At 71.7% G+C, this 26,344-nt stretch carries 22 protein-coding genes; 4 read left to right on the top strand and 18 right to left on the bottom strand.

Annotated elements, in window-relative coordinates:
* From E1211_RS16245 to E1211_RS16195, 11 genes are all read right to left on the bottom strand, one after another.
* On the bottom strand, window positions 1-731 hold a 731-nt coding region (locus tag E1211_RS16245; RefSeq protein ID WP_132349845.1), incomplete at its 3' end, for an ABC transporter ATP-binding protein.
* On the bottom strand, window positions 728-1,774 hold the full coding sequence (locus E1211_RS16240; RefSeq protein WP_132349844.1) for an ABC transporter ATP-binding protein: 1,047 nt from the start codon (window positions 1,772-1,774) through the stop codon (window positions 728-730). The genes E1211_RS16245 and E1211_RS16240, both read right to left, overlap by 4 nt.
* A complete protein-coding gene (locus E1211_RS16235) occupies window positions 1,771-2,658 on the bottom strand; it encodes an ABC transporter permease (protein WP_132349843.1) in 888 nt (295 codons plus the stop codon). Before E1211_RS16235 ends, E1211_RS16240 begins: the two co-directional genes overlap by 4 nt.
* A complete protein-coding gene (locus E1211_RS16230) occupies window positions 2,655-3,611 on the bottom strand; it encodes an ABC transporter permease (protein WP_132349842.1) in 957 nt (318 codons plus the stop codon). Before E1211_RS16230 ends, E1211_RS16235 begins: the two co-directional genes overlap by 4 nt.
* A gap of 7 nt (window positions 3,612-3,618) precedes the next feature.
* Window positions 3,619-5,295 carry an ABC transporter substrate-binding protein gene (locus E1211_RS16225; protein WP_132349841.1) on the bottom strand — a complete coding sequence of 559 codons (1,677 nt, stop codon included), beginning with the start codon at window positions 5,293-5,295 and terminating at the stop codon, window positions 3,619-3,621.
* 132 nt (window positions 5,296-5,427) lie between these two features.
* On the bottom strand, window positions 5,428-6,924 hold the full coding sequence (locus E1211_RS16220; protein ID WP_132349840.1) for an aminotransferase class I/II-fold pyridoxal phosphate-dependent enzyme: 1,497 nt from the start codon (window positions 6,922-6,924) through the stop codon (window positions 5,428-5,430).
* A gap of 116 nt (window positions 6,925-7,040) precedes the next feature.
* Window positions 7,041-8,006, bottom strand: coding sequence for a phosphotransferase enzyme family protein (locus tag E1211_RS16215; RefSeq protein ID WP_132349839.1), 966 nt, complete (start codon window positions 8,004-8,006; stop codon window positions 7,041-7,043).
* A gap of 104 nt (window positions 8,007-8,110) precedes the next feature.
* On the bottom strand, window positions 8,111-8,848 hold the full coding sequence (locus E1211_RS16210) for a cupin (protein WP_132349838.1): 738 nt from the start codon (window positions 8,846-8,848) through the stop codon (window positions 8,111-8,113).
* A gap of 113 nt (window positions 8,849-8,961) precedes the next feature.
* Window positions 8,962-9,756 carry an ABC transporter ATP-binding protein gene (locus tag E1211_RS16205; protein ID WP_132349837.1) on the bottom strand — a complete coding sequence of 265 codons (795 nt, stop codon included), beginning with the start codon at window positions 9,754-9,756 and terminating at the stop codon, window positions 8,962-8,964.
* 7 nt (window positions 9,757-9,763) lie between these two features.
* Window positions 9,764-10,768 (bottom strand): ABC transporter substrate-binding protein, encoded by a 1,005-nt coding sequence (locus E1211_RS16200; RefSeq protein WP_132349836.1) that lies wholly within the window; start codon window positions 10,766-10,768, stop codon window positions 9,764-9,766.
* Between the two features lie 49 nt (window positions 10,769-10,817).
* Window positions 10,818-11,738, bottom strand: coding sequence for an ABC transporter permease (locus E1211_RS16195; protein WP_243709548.1), 921 nt, complete (start codon window positions 11,736-11,738; stop codon window positions 10,818-10,820).
* Between the two features lie 400 nt (window positions 11,739-12,138).
* Between E1211_RS16195 and E1211_RS16190 the strand changes: the two genes are divergently transcribed.
* Both E1211_RS16190 and E1211_RS16185 read left to right on the top strand, forming a co-directional pair.
* The gene (locus E1211_RS16190) at window positions 12,139-15,603 is read left to right on the top strand and encodes a ThuA domain-containing protein (protein ID WP_132349835.1); all 3,465 of its coding nucleotides are present in this window, start codon (window positions 12,139-12,141) and stop codon (window positions 15,601-15,603) included.
* Window positions 15,604-15,755: 152 nt separating this feature from the next.
* Window positions 15,756-16,937, top strand: a complete 1,182-nt coding sequence (locus E1211_RS16185) for a sugar phosphate isomerase/epimerase (protein WP_132349834.1) — start codon at window positions 15,756-15,758, stop codon at window positions 16,935-16,937.
* A gap of 60 nt (window positions 16,938-16,997) precedes the next feature.
* Here E1211_RS16185 and E1211_RS16180 read toward each other — a convergent pair whose 3' ends face one another.
* On the bottom strand, window positions 16,998-18,278 hold the full coding sequence (locus E1211_RS16180) for an OFA family MFS transporter (RefSeq protein ID WP_132349833.1): 1,281 nt from the start codon (window positions 18,276-18,278) through the stop codon (window positions 16,998-17,000).
* 459 nt (window positions 18,279-18,737) lie between these two features.
* Here E1211_RS16180 and E1211_RS16175 point away from each other — a divergent pair, with 459 nt between their 5' ends.
* Window positions 18,738-19,778: a sodium:calcium antiporter gene (locus E1211_RS16175; protein ID WP_132349832.1), complete on the top strand. Its 1,041-nt coding sequence runs from the start codon at window positions 18,738-18,740 to the stop codon at window positions 19,776-19,778.
* 58 nt (window positions 19,779-19,836) lie between these two features.
* Here the strand turns inward: E1211_RS16175 and E1211_RS16170 are convergent, their stop codons facing one another.
* A complete protein-coding gene (locus tag E1211_RS16170) occupies window positions 19,837-21,075 on the bottom strand; it encodes a cytochrome P450 (RefSeq protein WP_132349831.1) in 1,239 nt (412 codons plus the stop codon).
* A gap of 216 nt (window positions 21,076-21,291) precedes the next feature.
* Between E1211_RS16170 and E1211_RS16165 the strand changes: the two genes are divergently transcribed.
* Window positions 21,292-21,798, top strand: a complete 507-nt coding sequence (locus tag E1211_RS16165; protein ID WP_132349830.1) for a VOC family protein — start codon at window positions 21,292-21,294, stop codon at window positions 21,796-21,798.
* A gap of 64 nt (window positions 21,799-21,862) precedes the next feature.
* On the opposite strand, the gene E1211_RS16160 is transcribed toward E1211_RS16165, so the two are convergent.
* The 5 genes from E1211_RS16160 to E1211_RS16140 all read right to left on the bottom strand — a co-directional run.
* A complete protein-coding gene (locus tag E1211_RS16160) occupies window positions 21,863-22,402 on the bottom strand; it encodes a hypothetical protein (protein ID WP_132349829.1) in 540 nt (179 codons plus the stop codon).
* Between the two features lie 186 nt (window positions 22,403-22,588).
* Window positions 22,589-23,308: a hypothetical protein gene (locus E1211_RS16155; protein WP_132349828.1), complete on the bottom strand. Its 720-nt coding sequence runs from the start codon at window positions 23,306-23,308 to the stop codon at window positions 22,589-22,591.
* Window positions 23,301-23,876: an RNA polymerase sigma factor gene (locus E1211_RS16150; protein WP_243709547.1), complete on the bottom strand. Its 576-nt coding sequence runs from the start codon at window positions 23,874-23,876 to the stop codon at window positions 23,301-23,303. The genes E1211_RS16155 and E1211_RS16150 overlap by 8 nt, the downstream gene beginning before the upstream one ends.
* A 103-nt stretch (window positions 23,877-23,979) precedes the next feature.
* A complete protein-coding gene (locus E1211_RS16145) occupies window positions 23,980-25,560 on the bottom strand; it encodes an alkaline phosphatase (protein WP_132349826.1) in 1,581 nt (526 codons plus the stop codon).
* Window positions 25,561-25,792: 232 nt separating this feature from the next.
* On the bottom strand, window positions 25,793-26,344 hold a 552-nt coding region (locus E1211_RS16140; protein ID WP_207915385.1), incomplete at its 5' end, for an OST-HTH/LOTUS domain-containing protein.

Below are 26,344 nucleotides of genomic sequence, written 5' to 3'. Positions count from 1 at the left end.
GTGTAGGGGTGGGCGGGCCGGCTGAAGATCTGTTCCCGGGAGCCCTGCTCGACGAGCTGGCCGAGGTACATGACGGCGATGTCGTCCGCCAGGTACTCGACGGCCGAGAGGTCGTGGGTGATGAAGAGGCAGGCGAAGCCGATGTCCCGTTGCAGGTCGGCGAGGAGGTTGAGCACGGACGCCTGCACGGAGACGTCGAGCGCGCTCGTCGGTTCGTCCGCGATGAGCAGGTTGGGCTCGGAGATCAATGCCCGGGCGATGCTGACCCGCTGGCGCTGGCCGCCGGAGAGCTCGTGCGGGTAGCGGCGGGCCACCTCGCCGCGCAGGCCCACCCGGCCGAGTTCGGCGGCGACGCGGGCCTCCCGGTCGCGTCCGGAGAGCCGCCGGCCGGACAGCCGCAGCGGCTCGGCCACGATGTCGCCGACCAGCATCCGTGGATTCAGTGACCCGGCGGGATCCTGGAAGACTATCGACACGTCGCTGCGGTGCCGGCGCAGTTGCCGCCGGGTCAGGTGGGTGACGTCCGTCCCGGCGATCCGCACCGCGCCCGCGGTGGGTTCCACGAGCCGCACCACGCAGCGCCCCACCGTCGACTTCCCGGATCCGCTCTCCCCGACCAGCGCGGTGACCCGGCCGCGGGGAATGCGCAGGGAGACGCCGTCCACGGCGCGTACGGGGCCGAAGTGCATGACGAGGTCGTCCAGCTCGAGGGCGTTCGGTTGTTCCGTCATGCGCTCGCCTCCTCCGGCTGCGTCCGCGGGATCGGGCAGGGATGCCAACACGCCGCGAGGTGGTCGGTGGCCGTGGCGACCGCCGCGAGGGGCGGCGCGGCGTCGCGGCACCGGGTGTCCGCCGCGGGGCAGCGGTCCGCGAAGGTGCAGGCGTCCGGCTGGCTCGACAGGACGGGGACCAGGCCGGGGATCTCCTGCAGGCGCTGGGTGCCGGCGTGCACACCGGGCGTCGGTGACGCCGACAGGAGTCCCGCGGTGTAGCGGTGGTGGGGGTGCGCGAACAGGTCGGTGACCTGCGCCCGCTCCACCACCCGGCCCGCGTACATGACGACGACGCGGTCCGCGACGTCGGCGATCACCCCAAGATCGTGCGTGATGATGAGGATGCTCGTGCCGAGCCGGTCGCGCAGATCGCGCAGCACCTGGAGGATGCCGGCCTGCACGGTGACGTCGAGCGCGGTGGTGGGTTCGTCGGCCACCAGCACCTTCGGGCCGCAGGCCACCGCCATCGCGATCATCACCCGTTGGCGCATCCCGCCGGAGAGCTGGTGCGGGTAGTTGTCGACCCGGGTCGCGGGCGACGGGATGCCGACCAGGGCCAGCAGCTCCACCGCGCGGGCCCGGGCGGCGCGCCGGGACATCCGTTCGTGGACCTGGAGGACCTCGGCGATCTGGCGGCCCACGGTCAGCACCGGGTTCAACGAGCTCATCGGTTCCTGGAAGATGTACGCGATCTCCTTGCCGCGCACGCGGCGCAGCACGGAGTCGCGGGCCCCGACGAGCTCGGTGCCCTGCAGCCGGATCGAGCCGGTGATCCGGGCGCTGTCGGGCAGCAGGCCGGCGATGCTCATCGCCGTGACGCTCTTCCCGCACCCCGATTCGCCGACCATGCCGACGATCTCCCCCGGGGCGAGGTCCAGGCTCACCCGGTCGACCGCGGAGACGTTGCCACCCTCGGTGCGGAAGGTGACCGAGAGGTCGCGCAGCTCCAGCGCCGGCGCGGCGGGCGCGGGCCGGTCACCGATGCGTTCGGTCGTGGTCATCGCCGGTCCCCCTTCGGGTCGAGGGCGTCCCGGAGGGCGTCACCGAAGACGTTGAACGCCAGCGCCAGGCCCATGATCACCACACCCGGGAGAACGGCGGCCCACGGTGCGCGGGCGGCGAACTGCTGGGCGGTGGCGAGCATGGTGCCGAGGCTGGGAGCGGGTGGCTGGATACCGAGGCCCAGGAACGAGAGCACGGCCTCGCCGAGGATCGCGGCGGGGATCGCCACCGTGGCCTGCACCAGGATCACGGACGTCGCGTTGGGCAGGATGTGCCGGGCGAGCACCCACAGGTCGCTGGCGCCGTCCACGATGGCGGCGGCGACGAAGTCCAGCGACTTGAGCCGCAGGGTGTCCGAGCGCACCACCCGGATCACGCCCGGGATCTGCGCGATCCCGACGGCCACGGCGGCATTGGTGAGGCTGGCGCCGCGGATCGCCGCCAGCCCCACCGCCATGATCAGGAACGGAAACGCGAGCAGCAGGTCGGTGAAGCGCGAGATGACCGCGTCCCACGCCCGGAAGTATCCGGCGGCGAGCCCGAGCGGCACACCGATCACCAGCGAGGTGGCCACCGCCAGGAACGCCACCTGGAGGGAGGCGCGCGCGCCGAGCATGATGCGGGACAGCACGTCACGGCCGAGGTCGTCGGTTCCCAGCAGGTGCCCGGGGCTGCCCGGCGGGGCGAACGTGTGGGCGAAGTCGGTCTGCTCGACCGCGTACGGGGCGAGCCAGGGCGAGAGCAGAGCGGCGACGGCGGCGAGCGCCAGGACGACGAAGCTCACCACGGCGAGCGGGTTGCGCCGGAGCCGGCGAAGGATCCGGGTGCGTCGGCTCAGGCCCGCCGGAACGGCGTCGGCGGTCGGAACGGTCAGGACGGTCATGCCGGGTCCCCCGTCACTCGGATGCGGGGATCGATGACGGAGTAGAGCAGGTCGACGAGGAAGTTGATCAGGATGTAGGCGGTCGCGGTGAGCAGGACGACGGCCTGGATGACCGGGTAGTCCCGCTGGAACACCGCGTCGATCGTCATCTTGCCGAAGCCGGGCAGCCCGAAGATCTGCTCGGTGACGACCGCGCCCGAGATGAGCCCGCCGAGCTGGAGACCCACGATCGTCACGACCACGATGAGACTGTTGCGCAGGGCGTGCCGGGTGATGACGGCACGCGGACGCAGCCCCTTCGCCTTCGCCGTACGCACGTAGTCGGACGAGAGCGAGTCCAGCATCGCCGACCGGGTCTGCCGCATGATGATGGCGGCGAGGCCGGTGCCGAGAATGACGGCGGGCAGGACGAGGTGGTGCAGGTTGTCCACCGGGTCGTCCAGCAGCGGCACGAACCCGGAGGCGGGGAAGAGCCCCGTCGCCACCGAGAGGTAGAGGATCGCGAGCAGTCCGAGCCAGAAGTGCGGCACCGACAGCCCGACCAGGGCCAGGCCGTTGGCCAGCCACTCCGCGGGGTGCCCGCGGCGTACGGCCGCGAGCACCCCGGCGCCGACGCCGAGCGCGGCGGCGATGAGGATGGCGAGGACGGCGAGCTCGGCCGTCACGGGCAGGGCGGTGGTGAGCATCGAGGACACCGGTATCCCGGTCCGGATCGACTCCCCGAAGTCACCCTGGGCCATCCGCCCCACGTACTGGGCGAACTGGAGTGGCAGCGGCTGGTCCAACCCGTAGTGGTGCCGGATCGCCTCCAGTGCCTCGGGCGAGCGGTCCTCCCCGGCCAGCGCGAGCGCCGGGTCACCGGGGAGGGCGCGCACACCGAAGAACACCACGATCGTCGACAGGAGCAGGGTCAGCGCGGACTGCCAGGCGCGCGTGATCAGATACCGGGCCATTGTCGACCTACTTGGTGAATCCGGCGAAGGCCGCGCGGATCACGCCGTCGGGGAAGACCTGCAAACCCTGGATCTTGTTGGAGAACGCGGTGAGGTTCCGCTGCCGGTACAGGTAGATCAGGGCGTCGTCCTGCTGGAGGATCGTCACCGCCTGCCCGTACAGCTTCTTGCGCTCCTCGATGTCGCTCGCCTGGCGGGCCTGCGTCAGCACGCTGTCGAGCTGCGGATTGCTGTAGCCGGCGACGTTCTGGCTGGCCCGGGTGCCGACGAAGTTGGTGATGTTGGCGTCCGGGTCGATGCGTCCGCTCCAGCCCAACTGCAGCAGCTCGAAGTTGCCGCGGTCCTGCTCGTCGAGGAGGGAGGAGTACTCTACCGGGTTGATCTTCAGGTCGAAGCCGCCGTCCTTGACCATCGACTGCAGGGCCTGCGCGAGGCGCAGCGTGTCGGGCGTGTTCGACGCGAGCATCGTCACCGGATACGGGGTCTGGACGCCGGCCTCGGTGAGCAGCTGCTTGGCCTTGGCGGGGTCGTGCGCCGGGCAGCTCTGCGCCTCGGGAGACGAGAACGGGCTCGCCGGCGAGATGGGTGAGCAGGCTTCGGCGTGGATGCCGCTGAAGACCGCCTGGACCAGCGCCTTCCGGTCGATCGCGTGCTCGAAGGCCTGCCGGATCTTCGCGTTCTGGGCGATCGGCCGGTTGATGGGCTTGGGCGCGGCGCCGAGACCGTCGACGTTGCCGATGTTGAACGTGAGTCCCTGGTAGCCGAGGGACTGGGACTGCAGCACGGTCAGCGAGGACTCCTGCTGCAGCGCGGCGACGTCCTGGGTGGAGACGCTGTCGGCGACCTGGGCGTCGCCGGAGCGCAGGTTGGCGGCGCGGATGCTCGCGTCGCTGAGGATGCGCCACGTGATGCCGTCGAGGTGGACCTTCGAGGCGTCGTAGAAGTTCGGGTCCCGCACGACCTCGATGGAGTTCTGGGGTACCCGCTTGGCGAACTTGAAGGGGCCGACGCAGACCGGGGCGGAGGCGAAGTCGTCGCCGAGGCTCTGCAGCGCCTTCGGGCTCATGATCATGCCGGCGCGGTCGGCGAGCGCGCCGACCAGGGGCGCGAAGGGTTGCGTCAGGCGGATGACCACGGTGTGGGCGTCCGGGGTGTCGACGGCCTCGATCGGGCCGAGTTCGCTCTTGCGGGCCGAGCGGGCGTTGCTCAGGTGCCGCTCGATGGTGGCCTTCACGGCGGCGGCGTCGAACTGTGTGCCGTCCGCGAAGCGCACGTTCTCGCGCAGCGGGATGGTCACGCTCTTCCCGTCGCCGCTGGTGGTGGGGAGGGCGGTGGCCAGCTGGGGTACGACCTGGGCCTTCTCGTCCACGTCGTAGAGCTTCTGGCACATGGCCTGGAAGACGTAGCGCGAGTAGAGGCTGCGCGACAGGGTCGGGTCGAGCGCGTCGGGCTCCGCCGAGAGGGCGATGACCAGGTTGCCGCCGTCGCGCACGGCGTTGGGGTCCGCCGGTGAGCCGAACGAGTCCTGGCCCGCCGACTGGTTTCCGCCCGAGCCCGTGTCGCCCCCACTGTCCGACACCGGCGAGCAGGCCGCGACGGTGCAGGCCACGGCGACCGCCGCGAGTGCGGCCCGGAGTGGACGGAGCCGGGGCAGGCTCGGTTCGCGGAAGGGGAGGTTCGTCATTGAGAGCTCCTCACGTGGGCGATTCGGGGAGCGTATGTTGTATACGAAGACCGCGCAAGACCTTCCTCGATGGCTGTCCGACCACTGAGCGTGCACCGCCAATCCACGACAAAACGGATGGGCGGGCTTCGCTCACCCCGCGCCGGCGATCACCTGTTCCGCAGCTCGCCGCACATCGTCGAGCAGGATCTCCACGTCCCGCCGGGTCGTCCGGTAGTTCAGCACGCAGCCGCGCAGGGCGAAGCGACCGTTGACGGAGGCGTTGGACAGGTAGGAACTGCCGCCCTGTTGCAGCGCGACCATGATGCGCTCGTTGAGGCGGTCCAGACGCCGCTCGTCCGCATCGGACCGGGGCTTGTCCCGCAGCGTCCGCGGCAGGTAGCGGAAGCAGACGATGGAGAGCCCGACCGGGGCCAGCAGCTCGAACTCGTCGCTCCCGTCGACGAGTTCACCCAGGTGCCGAGCGCAGTCGAGGTTGCCCTCGATCGCCTCGCCGAGCGCCCGGGAGCCGGCGTGGGCCAGCAGCATCCACACCTTGAGCGCGCGGAAGCGCCGGGACAGGTCGGGGCCGTAGTCCCAGAACGCGAAGGCCTCGGCGGACTCGGGCTGGGTGACCCGGGTGTAATCGGCGTCCAGCCGGAAGGCCGCCCGTGCGGCCTCGGGGTCACGGTAGATGAGACAGCCGCAGTCGGCCGGCAGGTAGAGCCACTTGTGCGGGTCGAGGGCGACCGAATCGGCCTCCGCCAGACCGTCGAAGAGCGGACGGGCCGACGGGGCCAGCCGGGCGAAGCCGCCGTAACAGGCGTCGACGTGCATCCAGAGCCCGTATCGGTGGGCGACGGCGGCGACCTCGCGCAGCGGGTCGACGGCGCCGGTGACCACGGTGCCGGCGTTCGCCACCACGCAGAACGGGTCCAGGCCCGCGGCGCGGTCCTCCTCGACGGCCGCGACGAGGGCGTCGACATCCATCCGGAAGCCGCCGTCGACCGGGATCTGACGCACGTTGGCGCGCCCGATGCCGAGCAGCGCCGCCGCCTTCTGCACGGAGTGGTGGGTCTCGGTGGAGGCGTAGACGCGCAGCGGCGCGGGGTGTGCGGCCGCGCCGTGGTCGGCGACCGCGTCGCCGCAGTGACGGTGCCGGGCCGCGGCGAGCGCCGTGAGGTTGGCCATCGAGCCGCCGCTGGTGAAGAGCCCGCCGGCGCCCGGATCACAGCCGAGCGCCTCCCGGATCCAGTCGATCGTGACGTGTTCCAGTTCGGTGGGGGCCGGTGCCGAGCGCCACGCGGGCAGGTTGGCGTTCAGGGTCGACGCGAGCAGGTCGGCGACGGCGGCGACCGCGGTGCCCGGCGCCGAGACGTAGCCGAAGAAGCGCGGGTGGCCGTTGTGCCGGCTGCCCGGCACGATCACCTCGCGGAAGACGTCGAGCAGGTCGGTGAAGTCGCGCCCGTCGACGGGGAGCGGCTCGGCCAGCAGCCGCCTCAGTTCGGCGGCGGAGACCCGGGGCACGATGGGCAGGTCGCGGATCGACTCGTGATAGGCGGCGGCCCACTCCACGGCCGCGGTGCCCATGTCGCGGATCCGGGCGCCCGAGGGATCCAGCGCGGAGTCTTCGGAAGGGGTGGAGGTCACGGCGCGAAGGCTAACCCCTTCCTACGACAGCCTCCCGCATACCTCGCGGGATCGACGAGGACCTGGACAGTCGGTGGGCATCGGTCCCGGCCGGGCCGACACCGGGTCACCCGGGATCAGGCCGCGTAGCCGGGGTCGGCGACGGTCTCGGCGATGCGGGTCAGCCAGTGCAGATCGTTGGCCCGAGATTCTGGACTGGCTTCGGGGTCGAGGATGCTGCCCAGAAATGCGGCCACCTCGTCGAGGTGCCGTTCGCTGCGGTAGTAGTTCAGCAGGTTCCGGTCCGGTTCCAGCGGCCCGTAGCCTCGATGGAAGAGTGCCGCGCGGTGGGCGTCGACCGGGTGGTCGCCGAAGTCCCGGCTGTAGATGAACATCAGGTCCCGCTCGCGCGGCGCGAGGATCGGCGCGTCCCAGTCCACGACGTGCAGTGGACCGCCGCCGTCCGCTATCAGGTTGCCGGGGTGGATGTCGGCGTGGCAGATGACGTGTCGACCGTGCGTGACGTGCGAGGCGAGGTCGTCGACTCGCGCGGACAGCCGCTGCAACGCGGCACCGTACCGGTTCCAGAAAGCGCCGAGGGTCTCGCTCGCCGCGGCCTGTTCAGCCCGAGTGCCCAGCCGTTCGCCCGCGCGGGACCGGTAGGTCTCCACCGGCAGGACCGCGGCGATGTCGGTGGACGGCGTGACGGCGTGCAACCGGCTGAGGAACTGACCGTACTCATACCACTGACGGTCGGTGAGACCACGGCCCCACAGACTCCCGCCGTCGTGGAACGGGTAGAGCAGCAGTTGGTGGTCATCGAACCGCCGCGCGGCTCCGCCCTCCGGCAGCCCGATCGGCGCCACCACCTGGCTGACGCCGTGCGCGCGGAGAAGGCCGGGCAGCAGAACGGCGGCCGGGCTGAACTCGCCGCGGCGCAGCTTCAGGAAGTAGCGCTCGCCGTCGCGGGTGTCCACCCGGTACGCCCAGGCGTCCCCGTCGAGCCCGACCGGCATGAACACGAGTCGGGCGACCTCCACGACCCAGGCGGCGGAGACCTCGGCCGCCAGCAACCGCTCGTCAACACCGGGCTTGTCGATCATCGTCGGTAGCGTCGCAGCCGGCACTCCGGCCGGCAACACGGTTCCCGGCGCACCCGTCAGGCCCCTGACCGCGCGCGAAGCCCGACAACGGCGCGTTTCGCTGGTCAGGTGACGGGATAGGTGTCGAGCAGGCCGCACATGCCGTGCCGGCCCCGCTCGTGCGGCTCGGCGAACTGACCGACCGCCGCGTCGGCGAGGTACGGCGCCTCGCCGCGGGCGAGATCGTCGAGCTGGCGCCCGGTCTCGGTGGCCGCCCGCAGCGCGCCGCTCAGCCACCGCTCGCGCCAGCTGTCGACGAACGGCCGGACGAGGCTGACGGCCGCGGAGTGGAAGTCGCGCAGCGGTGCGAGGTCACCGTTCTTCGCGGCCGCCCGAAGGCGCTCGAATCCGCGTACGGCGAGGTCGCGGCGGGCATGTGCGGCGGTCAGGTCGGTTCCGGGTGCTCCCCCGCCGGGCAGCGCGGTGGCCGCCGCGTAGGTCGCCGGGTCGGTGAGGTGCTCCGGTGGCAGGGTCAGCACGGCGTCGCCCGCCTCCGGCAGGCCGCTGTTCTGCATCAGGACCACGATCTGCAGGTTGCCCTGGTTGACGAGCCGGTGGATGGTGCCGGGGCCGAACCAGACGACCGCGCCGGGGCGCAGCGGGGTCTCGCGGTACCCCGCGAGGGTGAGGGTCTGCACGAGCCCGTCGCCGGCCACCACCACGTACGCCTCGGCGCAGCAGAGGTGCAGGTGCGGTGTGCCGCCGATCTCGCCGTCGGGGGCGGCGGTGTCGTAGACGCAGAGCCGGGACACGCCGACCCCGCCGGGCAGGGGCAGAGGCGGCGGGCTGCCGTGACCGTTCATCGGCTCGCCTCTCCGGTACGTCGGTGAACCGTTTCCCACCCCCACGTGCGCTCCGCCGGGCCGCGGCTGAGGCACGGGGGCGCGGGCCCCGCGCGGTTCAGGTCGAGGACGGTTCAGTGGTTGGCGCCCGCGCCGAGCAGGCGGCGGATCTGGGTGGCGAGCCGGTCGAACCGCGCGTCCGACATGACCTGCGCGTAGTCGCGCTCGGGCGGGATGTCGACCGGGAAGGTGCGCACGATCCGGCCCGGCCGAGGGCTCATCACCTCGACGCGGGTGCCGAGGAAGACCGCCTCGGCGATGGAGTGGGTGACCAGCAGGACTGTGGTGCCGGTGTCGCGCCAGATGCGGTTCAGCTCGGTGTTGAGCTGCTCGCGGGTCAGCGCGTCGAGCGCGCCGAACGGCTCGTCCATGAGCAGCACCGGCGGCTGGTGCAGCAGCGCACGGCACAGGGCCACCCGTTGCTGCATGCCACCGGAGAGCTCGTGCGGCAGCGCCTTCTCGAAGCCGGTCAGCCCGGTGAGGGCGATGAGCTCGTCCGCCCGCCGGGCGGCGACCGACCGGTCCAGGCCGCGCATCTCGGCTTGGAGCAGGATGTTCCTGCGTACGCTGCGCCACTCCAGCAGGGCCGGTCGTTGGAACACGAACCCGATGTCCTGCTGGGGCCGGCGTACGGGGCGGCCGAGCAGACTCACGGTACCGCTGGTGGGTGCCACCAGACCGGCGACGATCTTGAGCAGGGTGGACTTCCCGCAGCCGGACGGGCCGACGATGGTGACGAACTCGCCGGGGTCGACCCGCAGGCTGACGTCGGTCACGGCGGTGGTCCGGGACCGCTTGGACTGGAACCGGACCGTCAGGTCGGTGAGGTCGACGGCGGCGCCGGTCAGCGTCGGCGTGGCGGTGGACATGTCGGCGTCACCCCTCGTTGCCGTAGGAGCCGTCCCAGTACGTCGATGGGCCGCCCGCGTCCTCGAGCCCGGCGTACCGGCTCATGAGGCCGATGGTCTCGGTCCACTTCGCCTCCGCGTTCACCCCCGGCGCGCCACCGCCGTCGATCTCGAGCAGCGGCACGGCCAACGTGAGCTGCTCGACCAGCACCGGCTTGTCCGGCTCGTTCTCGGCCAGCTCGGCCATGGCGTCGGTGGCGCCGGGGATGTCCTTGGCGGATTCGGCCCAGGATCGCTGGGTGGCGCGGGTGAACGCCCGGACGAGCTCCGGGTCCTCGCTCAGGGTGTCCTCGTGGACGACCAGCCCGGTTCCGAGCATGTTCATGCCCCAGTCGGCGTAGAGCAGGTAGTCGACCTCCTTGCCCGTACGCGCCTCGATGGTGGGTGCCTGGTCGTGGAAGAAGCCCTGGATCGCGTCCACGCGGCCCTCGGCGAGCGCGGCGATCTTGCCGGCGGCGTCGAGGTTGACGACCTTGACGTCCGACTCGGCCAGGCCGTTGGCCTTCAGCCAGGCGGGGAAGGTCGCGTAGATGGCGTCCCCCGGTGTGCCGCCGACGGTCTTGCCCTTGAGGTCGGCGGGCGACTTCATGCCCTTGTCCGCGAGGAACTCGATGGACGCGGGGCCCTTCTGCAGGAACACTCCGACGCTCTTCACCTTCATGCCGCTGGAGATGCCCTTGAGCAGTGGCGGGGTGTCCGCCCAGCCGAAGTCGGTCTGCTGCTGCGCCACGGCCTGGATGGTCTTGCCGGAACCGCCGCCGGCGCTGATGGTGAGGTCGATGCCCTCGGCGTCGTAGAAGCCCTTCTTGAGCCCGTAGTAGAAGGGAGCGTGTTCGCCGTACGGCACCCAGTTGAGGGTGAGGGTCACCTTCTTCCTGCCGTCGGCGGTCGTCTGCCGTTCGCCGTCGTTGCCGCAGGCGGCGAGCGATCCCAGCAGCAGGAGCGCGACGGCCGTGATTGCGAGACGTCTCATGGGTGATGCCTCCTGGAGCATCCGGCGGAGTGCGGGCGGGGGGTCGCGGTCAGGACGTGGCGAGCGGTACGCCGCCGCGCCGGCTGGCGTGCCACGGGATGAGCAGCGCCTCGGCGACCTCGACGACGGCGAAGAGCACGATGCCGATCAGCGACATCAGGAACAGGTCGGCGAAGAGCAGCGCGGCGTCCAGGTTTCCGTTGGCCACCAGCAGCACGTAGCCGAGGCCCTCCTCGGCTCCGACGAACTCGCCGACGACCGCGCCGACGACCGCGAGCGTGACGGCGACCTTGAGTCCGGACATCAGGTGCGGCAGCGCGTGGGGAAACCGGATCTTGCGGAAGGTCTTCCACGGCCCGGCGCCCATGGTGGCGGAGAGGTCCAGCAGTTCGGGGTCGGTCGAACGCAACCCGGCCACACCGGAGATGACGACCGGGAAGAACGCGATGAGCACGGCCAGTACGACCTTCGGGGTGAGACCCACGCCGAACCAGGCGACGAGCAGGGGCGCGATCGCGATCTTCGGGATGACCTGTGCGAAGAGGACGATCGGGTAGACGGCCTTCTCCAGGGTGCGGGAGTACACGATCAGGACGGCGGTACCGAGGCCCAGCAACGCGGCGAGGACGAAGCCGATGACGGTCTCGTAGAGCGTCACGTACGTGTTGCGCATGAGGAACGACCAGTCCTCGGTCATGGTCGCCCAGACCTGGCCGGGGGTGGGCAGCAGATAGTTGGGCATGTACTCGCGTTCGGCGGCGAACCACCAGCCGGCGAAGAGCGCGGCGAGCAGCAGCGCCGGCCGCCAGAGCGCTTCGAGGAGGCGTAGCAGCCGGCTGCCCGCGCGTGTGGCGGGCCGGGCGTTCCCGCCGGCGGGTGAACCGCCGGCCGCGTCGACGGTCGGGGGCGCCGCTGCCGGCACGTCGTCCGTGACCAGGCCGGCGCTCTGGTCGGCCGCGCGGTGTGTCACGGGCACTCCTCCTCGATGTCGGAACGACAGCGTCCGGCGGCGCAGCGCGCGGCCCGTCTGACGTCGCGGAAAGGGCTTTCCCGAGGTGATTCACCCGACCGTAACGACACCCGGCGACTCCGTCAACGACCCGGGAAGGATCTTCGACGCTAAGACCGGAACGAATGCGTAACTCCATTCGGGCACGTGCTCGGCATCAAAGTCCCTCCTCGCCGAGCGGGGATCGCGAAACCGACCAACACCGGATGTCGCGGAGCCGAGGATCCGATCGACGGCCGGAGCGCCGCACGCCGCACCGATTGCCGGCCGGAAACACATTGACCGATCGGAATGAGTCTTCTAGGGTTGGACGGCGGCTGGAAAGCGCTTTCCGACTCCCGTCCCGCTTAGGAGCGCGTGCATGAGACGCCAACGCCAGCTAGTCCTCGCCCTGCTCACGGCCATCACCCTCCTGGTGACCAGCGCCGTACCGGCCACCGCCACCGCGGCAGCCACCGCGGCAGCCACCGCCTCGTTCCGCGTACTGGTCTTCTCCAAGGTCACGGAGGTTCACCACGACGCCATCCCCGCCGGCATCGACGCCATCCGGAAGCTCGGCGCGCGCCACCGCTTCGCGGTCGAGGCGACCGACGACGCGGCCGCGTTCACCGACGCCAACCTCGCACGGTTCGACGCCCTCGTGTTCAACAACACCAGCTCCACCCCGGAGTCCGGCGACCTGCTCGACGCCGACCAGCGGGCCGCGTTGCAGCGGTTCATCCGCGGTGGCGGCGGCTGGGTCGGCCTGCACGCCGCCTCGGCGAGCGAACGCGACTGGGACTGGTACGAGGGCCTGGTAGGGGCCATCTTCGACAACCACCCGGACTTCTCGGCCACCGGCGGGACCTTCCCGGGCCGGATCAAGGTCCTCGACCACGCCCACCCGTCCACCAAGGACCTGCCAGAGCTCTGGGAACGGAGCGAGGAGTGGTACAACTGGCGGACCAACCCGACGGGTAAGGTCCACACCCTCGCGCAGGTCAAGGTGCGTGACGGGATCCCCGGCCTCGACGAGGGCGTCGACCACCCGTACTCGTGGTGCCAGAACTACGACGGCGGCCGCTCCTGGTACACGGCCGGCGGGCACAGCTCCTCGTCCTTCTCCGAGCAGGCCTTCCTCAAGCACCTGCTCGGCGGCATCCGGTGGGCGGCCGGCGCCGCCGCCGGTGACTGCGGCGCCACCCGGACCAACAACTTCGAGCGGATCCCGCTGGTCGCCCAGGATCTCTCCGACCCGTTCGAGCTCGCCGTGGCGCCGGACCGCCGGGTCTTCTACATCGAGCGCACCGGCGCGCTGAAGGTCGTCGACCAGGAGAGCCTCGCCGTCACGACGCTCATCGACTTCGCCTACACCCCAGAGCAGACCAGCCAGTCCGACGGCCTGCTCGGTCTCACGCTGGATCGGAACTTCGGCAGGAACAACTGGCTCTACCTGCTCTGGTCCGACAAGGTGGAGAAACAGCTCAATCTGTCCCGGTTCACCGTCGACGGCGACAGCGTCCGCCTCGACTCGGAGAAGCGCCTGCTCACGGTCCCGACCTGGCGCGGCGAAGCCCGCGCCAACTCGCACATGGGCGGCTCGCTGACGATGGACGAGCAGGGCAACCTCTACGCCGCCATCGGCGACAACACCGACCCGTTCGAGTCCAGCGGCTTCACACCGATCGACGAGCGGGACGGCCGCCGCGCGTTCGACGCGCAGGCCACCGCCGGCAACACCAACGACCTGCGCGGCAAGATCCTGCGGATCAAGCCCCGGCCCGACGGCAGCTACGCGATCCCGAAGGGCAACCTGTTCAAGCCGGGAACCCCGCGGACCCGGCCCGAGGTGTACGCCATGGGCATGCGGAACCCATTCCGCATCACCGTCGACCCGAACAGCGGCGCGCTTCTGGTCGCCGACTACGGCCCGGACGCCCGGTCGGCCAACCCGAGCCGAGGGCCCGAGGGGACCGTCGAGTACAACCGGATCACCCGGGCCGGCAACTACGGCTGGCCGTACTGCGTCGGGGACAACACGCCGTTCAACGACTACGACTTCGCCACCAGCACCTCCGGGCCGACGTTCGACTGCGCGGCGCTGGTCAACGACTCCCCCAACAACACCGGGCTGACCCGGCTCCCGGCGGCCGAGCCGGCGCTGATCTGGTACGCGTACTCGGCCTCGGCGGAGTTCCCGGAGCTCGGCACGGGCGGTGGCGGGCCCATGAGCGGCCCGGTGTACGACTACGACCCGTCCAACCCGCGGCTGACGAAGTTCCCGCAGTACTTCGAGGACAAGTGGTTCGTCTACGAGCTGACCCGCAAGTGGTTCAAGACGGTGTCGATCCACGAGACCTCCCAGCGGTTCCGCGACCCCCGCTTCGGCCCGACCAGGCCGGGTGAGCTGCAGTCCATCAACGGCGTGCTCGGCGACCTGTCGTGGATCCAGCCCTTCGACGCGGAGTTCGGGCCGGACGGCTCGCTGTACGTCATCGACTTCGGTGAGGGCAGCGGCAGCGGCCGGGGCGGCAGCAACGAGGGCGCGGGCATCTACCGCATCGACTACGTCGCCAACAGCCGGCCACCGACGGCCCGGCTGGCCGTCGACAAGGAGAGCGGACCCGCGCCGCTGACCGTCGCCTTCTCCAGCGCGGGCTCCGGTGGGCCGGACGGCACGGCGATCGAGTACGCATGGGACTTCGACGGGAACGGCAGCACCGACTCCACCGCCGCGAACGCCAGCCACACGTACGGCACGCCGGGACGCTTCACCGCCCGGCTCACCGTCACCGCCACGAACGGGCAGACCGCCGTGGCCGTGCAGGAGATCACTGTCGGCAACACCCGCCCGACCGTGACGCTCAGCGTGCCCGACGGGGCGTTCTTCGAGTTCGGTGACCGGATCCCGTACACGGTGACGGTGGACGACCCGGAGGACGGCGCCATCGACTGCGCGAAGGTGGTCGTGCAGACCCAGCTCGGCCACGACTCGCACACCCATCCGATGGACAACTACATCGGGTGCAGCGGGGTGGCCCTGACCGAGACCAACGGCGGTGACGGGCACGGGCCGGGGCAGAACCTGTACACGGTGCTGACCGCGCAGTACACCGACGGTGGCGCCGCCGGCGCGCCGGAGCTGGTCGGCTCGACCAAGGCGGAGCTGCAGATCAGGAGCAAGGAGGCCGAGCACTTCGACGGCCAGAACGGGATCCAGGTGCTCGACCGGCCCACGGCCAGCGCCGGGAAGCGCATCGGCGACATCGACACCGGAGACTGGATCAGTTTCCGCCCGGTCAACCTGCGGGGCATCGACTCGGTCACGCTCGGCGTCGCCTCCGGCAGCAGCGGCGGTGACGTCGAGTTCCGGGCCGACTCCCCCACCGGAGAGCTCCTCGGCCGGGCCACCATCGGCGGCACCGGCGGGTGGGACAACGTCGTGTCACCCACCGTCGAGCTGACCGATCCCGGTCGGACGGTCGACCTGCACCTGGTCTTCGTCAACCCCGACCAGACCGGCGGCACGCCCGACCTGATGGCGCTGGACTGGCTGCGCTTCAACGGGGCCGGCGTACGCGAACAGACCGACGCCACGCTCTCGGTCACGGCCACGCCCACCACGGGGACGGCTCCGCTGCAGGTGACGTTCGACGGCACCGCGTCGCCGGCCGCCGGCCGCACCATCGTCGACCACGTGTGGGACTTCGGCGACAACACGGCAGTCGTGCACGGCGCGTCGGCCAGTCACACGTACGCCCGCGCCGGCACCTACACCGCGCGGCTGACCGTCACCGACAGCCTCGGGGCGACGATGGCCTCGACCGTCGTCGTGACGGCGAACTGAACGTCCGGTGGTGGCGGGGCGCCTCCTCGTCCCGCCACCACCGGCGCACCTCGACCGTCCACCCCGCCGGTACGCCGCTCGCCGCGGCCCGTGCCCGCCGGCGGCCCGACGTCCGCCCAGTCGACTTCCGCGTCCACATCCGGGGAGAGAGCATGGATCGAACCAGTGCCCGCCCGTTCCGAACACGACTCGCACGGTCCCTGCTCGCCGCGTCGATCGTCGTGGCGATCCTGCCGTTCGCGCCGGCGGCGGCCGCCGATGCGCACACGCCCGACCTGCGGGAGCAGACCGCCGACGCCTGCCCGTGGGGCTACACCTCGTCGGCCACGGTCTTCTTCGGCCAGGACCGGGCCGACTCCGGCGTGCCCAACCGCGACCTCGGTGACGGCTGCACGATCATGGACGCCATCTGGGCCGAGGCGCCCTTCGCCAACCACGGCGGTTTCCTGCTGACGGTCACCCGCCTGACCGCCTCGATCAAGCGGGACGGCGTCATCACCTCGACCGAGCAGGCGCGCATCCTGCTGGCCGCCGCCGGCTCCGACGTCGGCAAGCGGCAGCGGGTCACCGGGACCCGCGCCGTACCCGACCGGCGGATCGGCCTCGTGCTCTACACGGTGCGGGCCACCATGCCGGCCGCGCCCGAGGCCACCCTGGAGGCGCTCGCCGACTGCGGCTACCGCAACGCCGAGCCCTCCGGCGGGGTGAACAACTTCTACGGCAGGACGGCCGCGCAGCTCGCACCGCTGGTGGCCCGGGCCGGTCTCACCGTGCCGTCGATCGGTGTCGGCCTCGGCGACCTGGAGAACAACCTCGACGGCGTCATCGCCGACGCGCGGGCATTCGGCGCGAGGTACGTCCGGATCTCGGGTTCGGGCTCGTGGGACCTCGACGACTACTCGCGCGTGGCGGCGACGCTCAACTCCGTCGGCGCCCGGCTGAAGCAGGCGGGCATCACCGTGGCGTACCACAACCACGGGTTCGAGTTCACCGAGCAGGACGGCGTACGCGGCTACGACGTGCTGGTTCGGGAGACCGACCCGAACCTGGTGGCGATGGAGCTGGACCTGTACTGGGCGGCCAGCGTCGGGATCGATCCGGTGCGGCTGATCCAGCAGTACCCGGGCCGCTTCTCGCTGTTCCACGTCAAGGACATGGCCGCCGACGGGTCGTTCGCCGACGTGGGCGAGGGGACCATCGACTTCACCCGCGTCTTCGCCTACAGCGGGGTGGCCGGAGTCGAGTACTACCTGACCGAGAACGACAGCCCGCGGCCGGACGGCGTCTCGTCGGCCTGCGACAGCTACACGAACCTGCGGGCGCTGCGCTACTGACGGCCTGGCCGGCCCGTGGCGACGCCACGGGCCGGCGGGTCTGTCGTCGGCGTCGCGCCGTCAGGGGCCGGTGACCTCGTTGTGCGGGCGCGGGCCGCTCGGCGCGGTCGGCAGCTTGGTGATCGGCGGCAGCACCAGGGCGACGAGCGCGATGATCGCGATGACCGTGAACGGCAGGGTGTAGCTGTCGCCGCTCGCCTCGAAGAGCCCGGACGTGATCAGCGGGCCGACCACCCCACCGATGCTCCAGGCGACGATCATCGCCCCGTACACCGCGCCGGCGTTCGGGGTGCCGAAGTAGTCGGCCGCGGTCGCCGGCATCGTGCCGAAGCCGCCGCCGTAGGAGAGGTAGACCACCGCGGCGAGGACGGCGAACACGGCGAACGCCCCCGCGTGCGGCAGGATGAAGAAGCAGATCGCCTGCAGCACCAGCATCCCGATGAACGCCGACATCCGCCCGATGCGGTCGGACAACCAGGCCCAGGCCACCCGGCCGGCGCCGTTGAACAGGCCGAGGATGCCGACCAGGGTGGCGGCCGTCGCGGCGCTCACCCCCGCGATCGTCTGCGCGGCGTCGGCGGCCTGCGAGATCAGCGCGATACCGCAGGTGACGTTGAGGGTCAGGATCGCGGTGAGCAGGTACCACTGCCGGGTCCGGAGCGCCTCGCCCAGCGTGTAGACCCGGGTGCCGGCCACCGCCCGGCCGCTGGTCTTCGGCGTGAAGCCGGGAACGTGGTAGCCCTGGGGCGGGTTGCGGAAGACGGAGGCGCCGAGCAGGATCGCGATCAGGTACGCGATGCCCAGTGGCAGGAACACGCTCGGCTTGTCGGCCGTGCCGCTCAACAGCGCCTTCGCCACCGGTGCGACGATCACGGCGCCGAAGCCGAACCCGGCCACGGCGATGCCGGTGATCAGGCCCCGGCGGTCCGGGAACCACTTCGAGAGCATGGCGATCGGCGTGATGTAGACGGCGCCGAGCCCGATCCCGCCCACCACGCCGTAGGTGACGATGAGCAGCCAGAGCTGGTCGCTGGAGGACGTGAGCGAGGCCAGGATGTTCCCGATTCCGTAGAGGAGGCCGCCGCCCAGGGCGACCGGTCTCGGTCCGCGCCGGTCCTGGATGCGACCGCCGATCAGGCTGCCGATGAAGATCGTGCCGATCGCCACGGTGAACGGAAGCACCACCTGCGTCTTGCTCCAGCCGAACTGCTCCTGCAGTGGCTGGTTGAACACGCTCCACGCGTACACCGCGCCGAGTGCGAGCTGGACGAGCACCGCGGCGACGACGAGGCCCCAGCGGCCTCCCGTCGGTTTGACGCTCTGCGGACTTGAGTGGGCCATGACCGCTCCCCCGTGTGTCGGCTCATGGGCCGGCGGCTTCCGCCGCCGCACATGTCTCCGGCTCGCGGCGCCGGTCGATCGGCCCCTGACGAGCGCGTTGTCCGGTCGCCCCGGTGCCGGATCCGACTCCGGTCCGCTCCCCCGGGCCTGGGCACGGCGGAGCAGGGCCGCGGTTCACCACCTCGGTGACGTCGGCGCAGGCGATGGCCGACGGCGCCGCCGGTCAGCGGCGGCGCGGTGCGGTCGGCCGGCCGGCCGTCGGCCCGGGTGCGCGGACCGCGTACGGCATGACACAGATGAACGTGAGCAATTCTGACAATAGATGATTTGTCGGCCGAGCGCAGCGAGATGACGGCAGGGGCGGCGCCGGTCGCCGGGCGCGCTCCGCCCAGGACGGGTCGCAGCCGGACACCGGAAGCATCGAGGCATCATCGCCACGTTTCGGGGAAGAACCCGCCGGTGCCGGACCCGACCGCCCTCCCCTGGCCGCTGCCGTTCAGCGCCGCGGTGTTCCTGCTCGCCGGGGCGATCACGGTGGCCGGCAGCATCCGCCTGGCGGGCCTCGGCGACGCGCTCGCCGACCGCACCGGCTGGGGCGAGGCCCTTTTCGGGGTGGTCTTCTTCGGCGTCGTCACGGGCCTGTCCGGCATCATCATGACGATCGTCGCCGCCGCCAGCGGAGAGGCCGGTCTCGGCTACAGCAACGCCGTCGGCGGGATCGCCGCCCAGACCACCGCCGTCGCCGTCGCCGACGCGTTCCACCGTCGCGCCAATCTCGAACACGCGGCCGCCTCCGTCTCCAACCTGCTCTCCGGCTGCCTGCTCATCGCACTGCTCGCCCTCGCCCTGCTGGCCAGCTACGTCCCGGAGGCCAGCGTCGCGGGCGTCGACCCGATGTCCGCCGTCATCGTCGGCGTGTACGCCGGCGGGCTGGTCCTGATCCGCCGCGCCGGCGCGGCACCGATGTGGCAGGCGATCGCCACCTCCGAGACGCAGCCCGACGTCCCGCACGACGAGAGCCCGCTCAACCGCCGTTCACCCCGCTGGCTCTGGACCCGCTTCGCCGTCGTCGGTCTGCTCGTCGCGGCGGGCGGTTGGCTGGTCGCGCTCGCCGCCGAGAGCATCGTCAACGTCACGGGACTCAGCTCAGGGTTCGTCGGCGGCGTCCTGATGGGCATCGTGAACGCGCTGCCGGAGACCGTCACCGCCGTGGCCGCGGTACGCCGGGGCGCGGTGACCCTGGCGATCGCCGCCGTGCTCGGCGGGAACATCCTCGACGTGCTGACCCTCGTCGCCGGCGACATCGCCTACCGGGAGGGCTCGATCTACCACAGCGCCGGCGCCCCGGAGCTGCTCGCCACCACCACCAGCCTGTTCATGACCGCGACGCTGCTCGGCGGCCTGCTCATCCGGCAGACCTGCGGGTGGGGCCGCCTGGGATTCGAAGGCGTCATGCTGCTGGCGACCTACCTCGGGATGACCGTCCTGCTGGCTCTCTGAGGTCCGCACGGCGCCGCCGCGGACACCATGGCCGGCCCGGTGGCCCCGCGGCGGTGGGTCACCAGGTCACCGGCAGCGCGGCCGGACCCAGGATCGCGTGCCCGGCCTTCCACGGCACCTCGCCGGCCGCGACCGCGAGCCGCAGCTGGGGCACTTCCTTCAGCAGCAACGCGATGGCGGTGCGCACCTCGAGCGCACCCAGGTGCGCTCCGACGCAGTAGTGCGGGCCGTGGCCGAAGGACAGATGCGGGTTCGGCCGGCGGTCGAAGTCCATCCGCTCCGGGTCCGGGAAGACGCCCGGATCGCGGTTCGCCGCGTCGTGCGAGGGGATGACGAGGTCACCCTCGGCCAGCCGCGCGCCGCTGGGCAGCCGCACGTCGGCGAGCACGCGGCGCGGCATGTCGTCGCCGTTGGCGGTGGAGTAGAGCCGCTCCAGCTCGGTGACGGCGGCACTCACCTGCTCCGGATGCTCGATCAGGTGCTCCCACCCCGTCCGGCCGTCCCGGTAGGGGCGGGTGTGCAGCACGTACACGAAGGTGGCGACCGAGCTCGCGGTGGTCTCCCAGCCTCCCACCAGCAGTGAGATCGGCAGCTTGATCTGGACGTCCATCGGCTGGTCGGCGGCGCCGGCGGCGATCCTGCTCATCAGGTCGCCGGCCGGGCAGGTCCGCCGCTGCTCCAATTGTTCCCACAGGTAGCCGCCCATCTCGACGGCCGACCGGGCGGCGTCGTCGCGGCCGAGGTCGCCGGTTCCGAGGAACATGTCGCCCCACCGCCGGAACTGGGCCCGGTCCTCGCCGGGCAGGCCGAGCAGATCGCAGATCACGTCCAGGGCGAACGGGACGGCGAAGTCCCGGACCAGGTCGGCCGGGCGCTCACCGGCGGTCAGCGTGGCCAGGTGCGCCTCGGCGGTGGCGCGTACGGCGGTGCTCAGCCGGGCGACAGCGGTCCTGGTGAAGGCGTCCTTGACCGTGCCACGGACCCGGGCGTGCTGTCGGCCGTCCAGGCCGAGCATCGTTCCCGTGACGTCGATCTGGTCGGTGGGTACGGCGGCGGCGCGCGAGAAGACGTCCTGCCTGCGCAGTACCTCCCGGACGTCGGCGTACCGGCAGATCAGCAGGGCGCGATGCAGCTCACCGGCGATCTGGCGGAGCACCGGCACCACCGGCGGACCGGAGGCGGCGAAACGGGCGTAGTAGGGGTGTTTCTCGGGCCCCCGAGGCCGGGTGACGCCGTCGGCGTCGGTGTGGAAGGGGTGACGCGGCTCGGCACCGAGTTCCTGGCTGGAGGCGTTCATGGCCGGACGATGTCACCCGAAATCACGTATGGCAATCAATCGATCACATGACGTCACCTCCACCGCGCGGTGGTGCGGGCCGGGCCGAACACCCGAGCACGCGGAGCGAAACGCACCTGTCGTTCCGTGACGTGGGTATAGGCCAGGAGCTTGTGGGTACGACCCCAGACGCGGTGATTCACCAGACGCACGACGCACCCCTGAGGAGATCCCGAAGTGACAAGCACGCCAAACCCCTCGACGGTGTCCATCGGCCTGCGGGAGGCCGCCCACGTGGGGATCGCGGTCAGCGACCTCGACCGTTCGGTCGCGTTCTACCAGGCGCTCCTCGGCGTGGAACCGGTGGTCCGGGACGAGAACATGCACGGGCCCGGGTTCGCCCAGTCCCAGGGGCTGCCGACGACGAAGCTCCGCTACGCCACGTTCAACCTGAACAATCTCGGCGTCGACCTCATCCAGTTCCAGGATCCGATCGGTGATCCGTCGGAGCCGGCCGCCAACCGCCCGGCCTCGATGCACCTCTGCTTCAAGGTCGACGACGTCTCCGCCGTCTACGAGCGCATGCGCGAGGCCGGGTTCGAGTTCCTCGGCCGGCCGTACACCTTCGCCGAGGGCGAGGTGTACCCGGTGGAGGCGCTCGGTACGGAGGTCGCGTACTTCAACGATCCCGATGGGACGAACCTGGAGCTGATCGCGCCGAAGGGTGGCTTCGCCCGCTCGTGACCGCCCCGCGTACCTCGTGGACGCCCCCCGCCCCGGCCGTCGGCCGGGGCGGGGGGCGTCCCGGCTAGCTCCGCGCGTACACCAGGTCCATCGTGTCGGTGCGCCCGGACCAGCGCAGTTCCAGGTGCCAGCAGCCCGCCCGCGGCAGGTCGATGATCGACGGCCCCGGACCGCCGGCCACCTCCCGGGTCACCGGGGTGTCGGTGCCGTCCCGCGTCGCGGTGATCTGCAGTGCGGGCGTGGACGCCGGATCGGGAGACGTGCCGGTGGGACGCGCGACCCAGAGGATCTTGTTGGTCGACCCGTCCGTGCGGGCCACCCGCAGCGGATGGCCGAAGAGCGCCGCGACGATGTCGCCGTTCTCCCCCATCACGTGCGGCATCCGGGCGTCGCCGCTGAAACCCGTACGCGCCCACTCGGGCAACGGCCCGGTCTCGACCCGCGAGCCACAGCCGCCCGCGCCGGTCCCGACCGCCCTCGAAGCCGTGCCGTCGGCGGCCGGGCCGGCCGGCGGGTCGGCCGGATCAGCCGGACCGGCCCCCGTGGTGCACCCGGCCAACAGGATCACCGCCGCCGGTAGAAGGAGTTTCTTCCACGGACCCATCTCGCCCTCCCGTTGAACGCCCGGCCTGCCGGCGACCCGGCAGTGCCGCCACTGTCCGGACACCGGCCGACCGCCCACGGTTCCGTCGCCGAGCCACCACCTCGCCGTGACCTGGCGCGCGCGTCGCGCCCGGCGCACCCACCCTCGGCGGGCGGCACACCGGAGACGCCGACCTGGCGCGCGCTCCTACCAGAGCGAGGTGGCGATCCCGAGGGCCTCCGCCTTGGGAAGGTCGCCCTCCAGCCGGTAGGTCACCCCGGCCTCCTCCCAGATCAGGGTCGACGCGGCGAGCCGGGCGGTCTCCACCCGGGTCACACCGGTCCGGTCCACGTAGGTCAGATCGTGCGGACCCGCGACCCAGACGGCGAACGCGCCGTCGACCTGCACCCACTCCGTCCCCGGCTCGTCGACCCGTTTCAGATAGACCGGGTCGACCCGGCCGTCGAAGGCGTCGAGGCGCAGCGCGCCTCCCCGGAAGACGAGCGTCGCGACGCGGCACGCGCCGGTGTCGTCGGGGTCGGCCACCAGCACCTGTTCGGGCGGGCCCAGTCCGGCCGGTACGCGCAGCGGAAAACGCACCTGCCGCTGGGCCTCCTCCAGCGAGAGGGACCGCTGGGACGGCAACGGCGACGGGTCCCCCGCGGGCGGCGCCGGGGCGGGTGCCGTCGCGATGTTCACGCCGGCGAAGCGCAGCAGCCCCGCCACGGCGTCCGCGAGCGCGGCCCGCCCCGGCGGCAGCACCGCGACGAGCAGGGCGACGAGCAGGGGGGCGAGGTAGTAGCGCCATCTTCGCCACCACGGTGCCGGCACGGCGATCCGGGCCCGCACCCGGCCGGTCAGTTCCGGCGCGGCCGGCGTGTGCAACCACGGCGACAGGTCACGCAGCTCCCGCTCGAGATCATCCATGGCCGACCTCCTGGCGGTCGAGCATGGCGCGGAGCTTCGCGAGCGCCCGCGACGTCCGGGACTTCACCGTGCCGCGCGGCCAGCCCAGGATGGTCACCGTCTCCTCCTCGTTGAGGTCGAGGAAGAAGCGGCAGACGATCACCTCGCGGTCCTTCGCCGGCAGCCGGCGCAGCGCCTCCACCAGCATCGTCCGGCGCTCCGCGGCGAGGACGGCGTTCACCGCGCTGTCCCCCGTGACCTCCGAGTCGGGATTCGCGGCCGCCGCCCGCAGGACGAGGCCGTCCCGGCGGCTGCGGGAGCGGTGCAGGTTGCGGGTCTCGTTGGCCACGATGGCCAGCAGCCACGACCGGAAGGACGCCTCTCCCCGGTAGCGGGCGAGCTTGCGGTATCCCTTCACGAACGCCTCCTGGACGACGTCCTCCGCATCGGGGCCCGCGCCGAGCAGGACGGCGGTCCGGTACGCGGACGCGGTGTGCCGGGCGACCAGGAGTTCGTACGCCTCCAGGTCACCTCTCTGCGCCCGCGCGACGAACTCGCCGTCGTCCAGTGGAACCTCCGGTTCGGTCACCCCCCATGACACCGCTCACGGCGTTCGGGTTCCACCCTCCGGAGAGGAAAACGGCGCCGCTCTCCGCGTCCGGTCCGGCCGGACGCGGAGGCGGCGTCGTCGGCTACACCGACACGTGCGCCACGCCGGGCCGCCCGCTCCGCACGTGCACGCGGGCCCGGGTGGTGACCGGGGCGTTCGGGGCGTCGACGAACGGCAGCACCCGGTAGTCCGTGTACATCTCACGCCGGCCGAGGTGGCAGACCTGGTATCCCCGCTGGGAGTTGTGGAACTTCATGTGCGGGTTCTCGGTGAGCCACGTGACGCCGAGCTTGTCCGTGTCGGTCCCGTTGCCGCCGGAGCTGATCGACGTGCCGAGGAACTCGGTGCCGATCGTGCGCGAGCCCGGTTCGGAGAAGTCCAGCTTGAGGTCGGCGGCCACGCTGCGGTGCGCGTCGCCGGTGATGATGACGAAGTTCTCGACGCGGCGGCGGGCCACGCCGTCGAAGAGCCGCTGACGCGCGGCGGCGTACCCGTCCCAGGTGTCCATGCCGAACGTCTCGGGCTCGCCGTCGGTGTGGTCGGCCTCCATGGCGAAGATCTGGTTGCCGAGCACGTTCCAGCGGGCGGTGGACGCCCCGAGCCCGGCGAGCAGCCACGCCTCCTGCTTCGCGCCGAGCATCTGCCGGTTCGGGTCCCAGCGCAGCGACTGGTCGGTGAGCTGCTGGTCCCGGAACCGGCGGGTGTCGAGCACGTCGAGCTGCAGCAGGTCACCGAAGCGCAGACGCCGGTAGACCTGCATCTCCGGGCCGTGCGGCATCGACGAGGCCCGCAGCGGCAGGTTCTCGTAGTACGCCTGGTAGGCGGCGGCCCGACGGAGCCGGAACACGGCGGGGTCCTGGTCGGGCTCGGTGTCGGGCTGCGAGTGGTCACCGGCCCAGTTGTTCTCGACGTCGTGGTCGTCGGGGGCGACCACCCAGGGCGCGGCGGCGTGTGCCGCCTGCAGGGCGGGGTCGAGCTTGTACTGCGCGTACCGGATCCGGTAGTCGGTCAGGGAGAACGTCTCGGTCGCCGGCAGGTGCGCGCGACCGATCGTGCCGGTACCACCGCCCTCGTAGATGTAGTCGCCGAGGTGCACCACCAGGTCGAGGTCCTCGCGGGCCAGGTGCTCGTACGCCGTGAAGTAGCCGTCGGTGTACGCCTGGCAGCTCGCGTAGGCGAACGTGAACGAGTGCAGCGGGGCACCGAGGCGCGGCGCGGTGCGGGTGCGGCCCACCGGGCTGACCTGGTCGGCGACGCGGAACCGGTACCAGTAGACGCGGTCCGGTCGCAGGCCGTGCACCTCGGCGTGCACCGAGTGCGCCCACTCGGGCGTGGCGCGGTGCACGCCACGGCGCACGATGTGGCGGAACCTCTCGTCCTCCGCGATCTCCCACCGCACGTCGACGACACGCTGCGGCATGCCGCCGAGCCCGTCGACCGCCAGCGGGTCGGGAGCCAGCCGGGTCCAGAGCACGACACCGTCGGGTGTCGGGTCGCCGGACGCGACGCCGAGGGTGAAGGCGTAACCCGGCAGGGTGATCCGGTCGGTCGAGGCGGTGGAGGTCGCCGAGGCGGGGTCGGCGGCGAAGACCGCCGCACCGGCGGCGACCCCGCCGAGGGCGAGGAAGCGGCGGCGCGGCAGCGCCAGCGGGGACTGCGTCATGTGCAGAGAGGCCTTTCGGGCAGCGGGGTTCGTGCGCCCTCATCCCAGCCGCCGGACGTGACACCCATCGGAACGAGCCATGAACAGACTCGACGCCGCGACGACACGGGCGGCGGTGGTCACCTCTTCCCGGCCGCGCGCGGGCCGCGCCGGCGCCCCTCGACCCCGGCGTGGAGTGTGGACACTCCGCCCACGACGAGGTGGGCGCGGCCAGGCGGACGCGGCGCTGCGATCACGACGCCTGCGGCGTGAGCAGATAGTCGTCGGCGTCGGGACCCCACCGCAGCTGCACGGCGCCGGCGGTGGCGGCCGCCTTGCAGAACTGCAGGAAGCTGCGGTAGCCGAGCTTCTTCTCGCTGAAGTCGGGGCACGCGCGCCGGAGCTGATCCTTCAAGCCGGAGAGCGCCACCGCGCCGCCCTCGCCCGCCACGTCGCCGACCACCGATCGGAGCAGCCCGAAAGCGGTCTCCCGGTCGCCGTGCTCGGGCAGGGACACCTCGGGGTCGCCCTTCGCGGGCCCCTCGGCCAGCTCGACGACGTTGTGCGCGGCGAGGTGGCGCAGGAGTTCGCCGAAGGTGCGGAACCCGAAGTCGGACTCGCTGAAGGTCGGGTCCTTGCGCAGCAGGGTCCGCTTCAGCCGGGAGGCGGTCACCTCGCCGCCGGAGCTGCCCTGCAGGCCGGCGACCGTCTGCGCCACGAGCGCGGCCAGCGCCTCGACGTCGCGTACGGGTTCCTCGTCGACGGGCTGCGGCTCGTTCTCCTGCGCCACCTGGGTGGGCAGGGG

The organism is Micromonospora sp. 15K316, from assembly GCF_004348525.1.
Taxonomy (GTDB): Bacteria; Actinomycetota; Actinomycetes; order Mycobacteriales; family Micromonosporaceae; genus Micromonospora.
The sequence above is the reverse complement of the archived record's forward strand: the minus strand, read 5'-3'. Positions and strand labels throughout refer to the sequence as shown.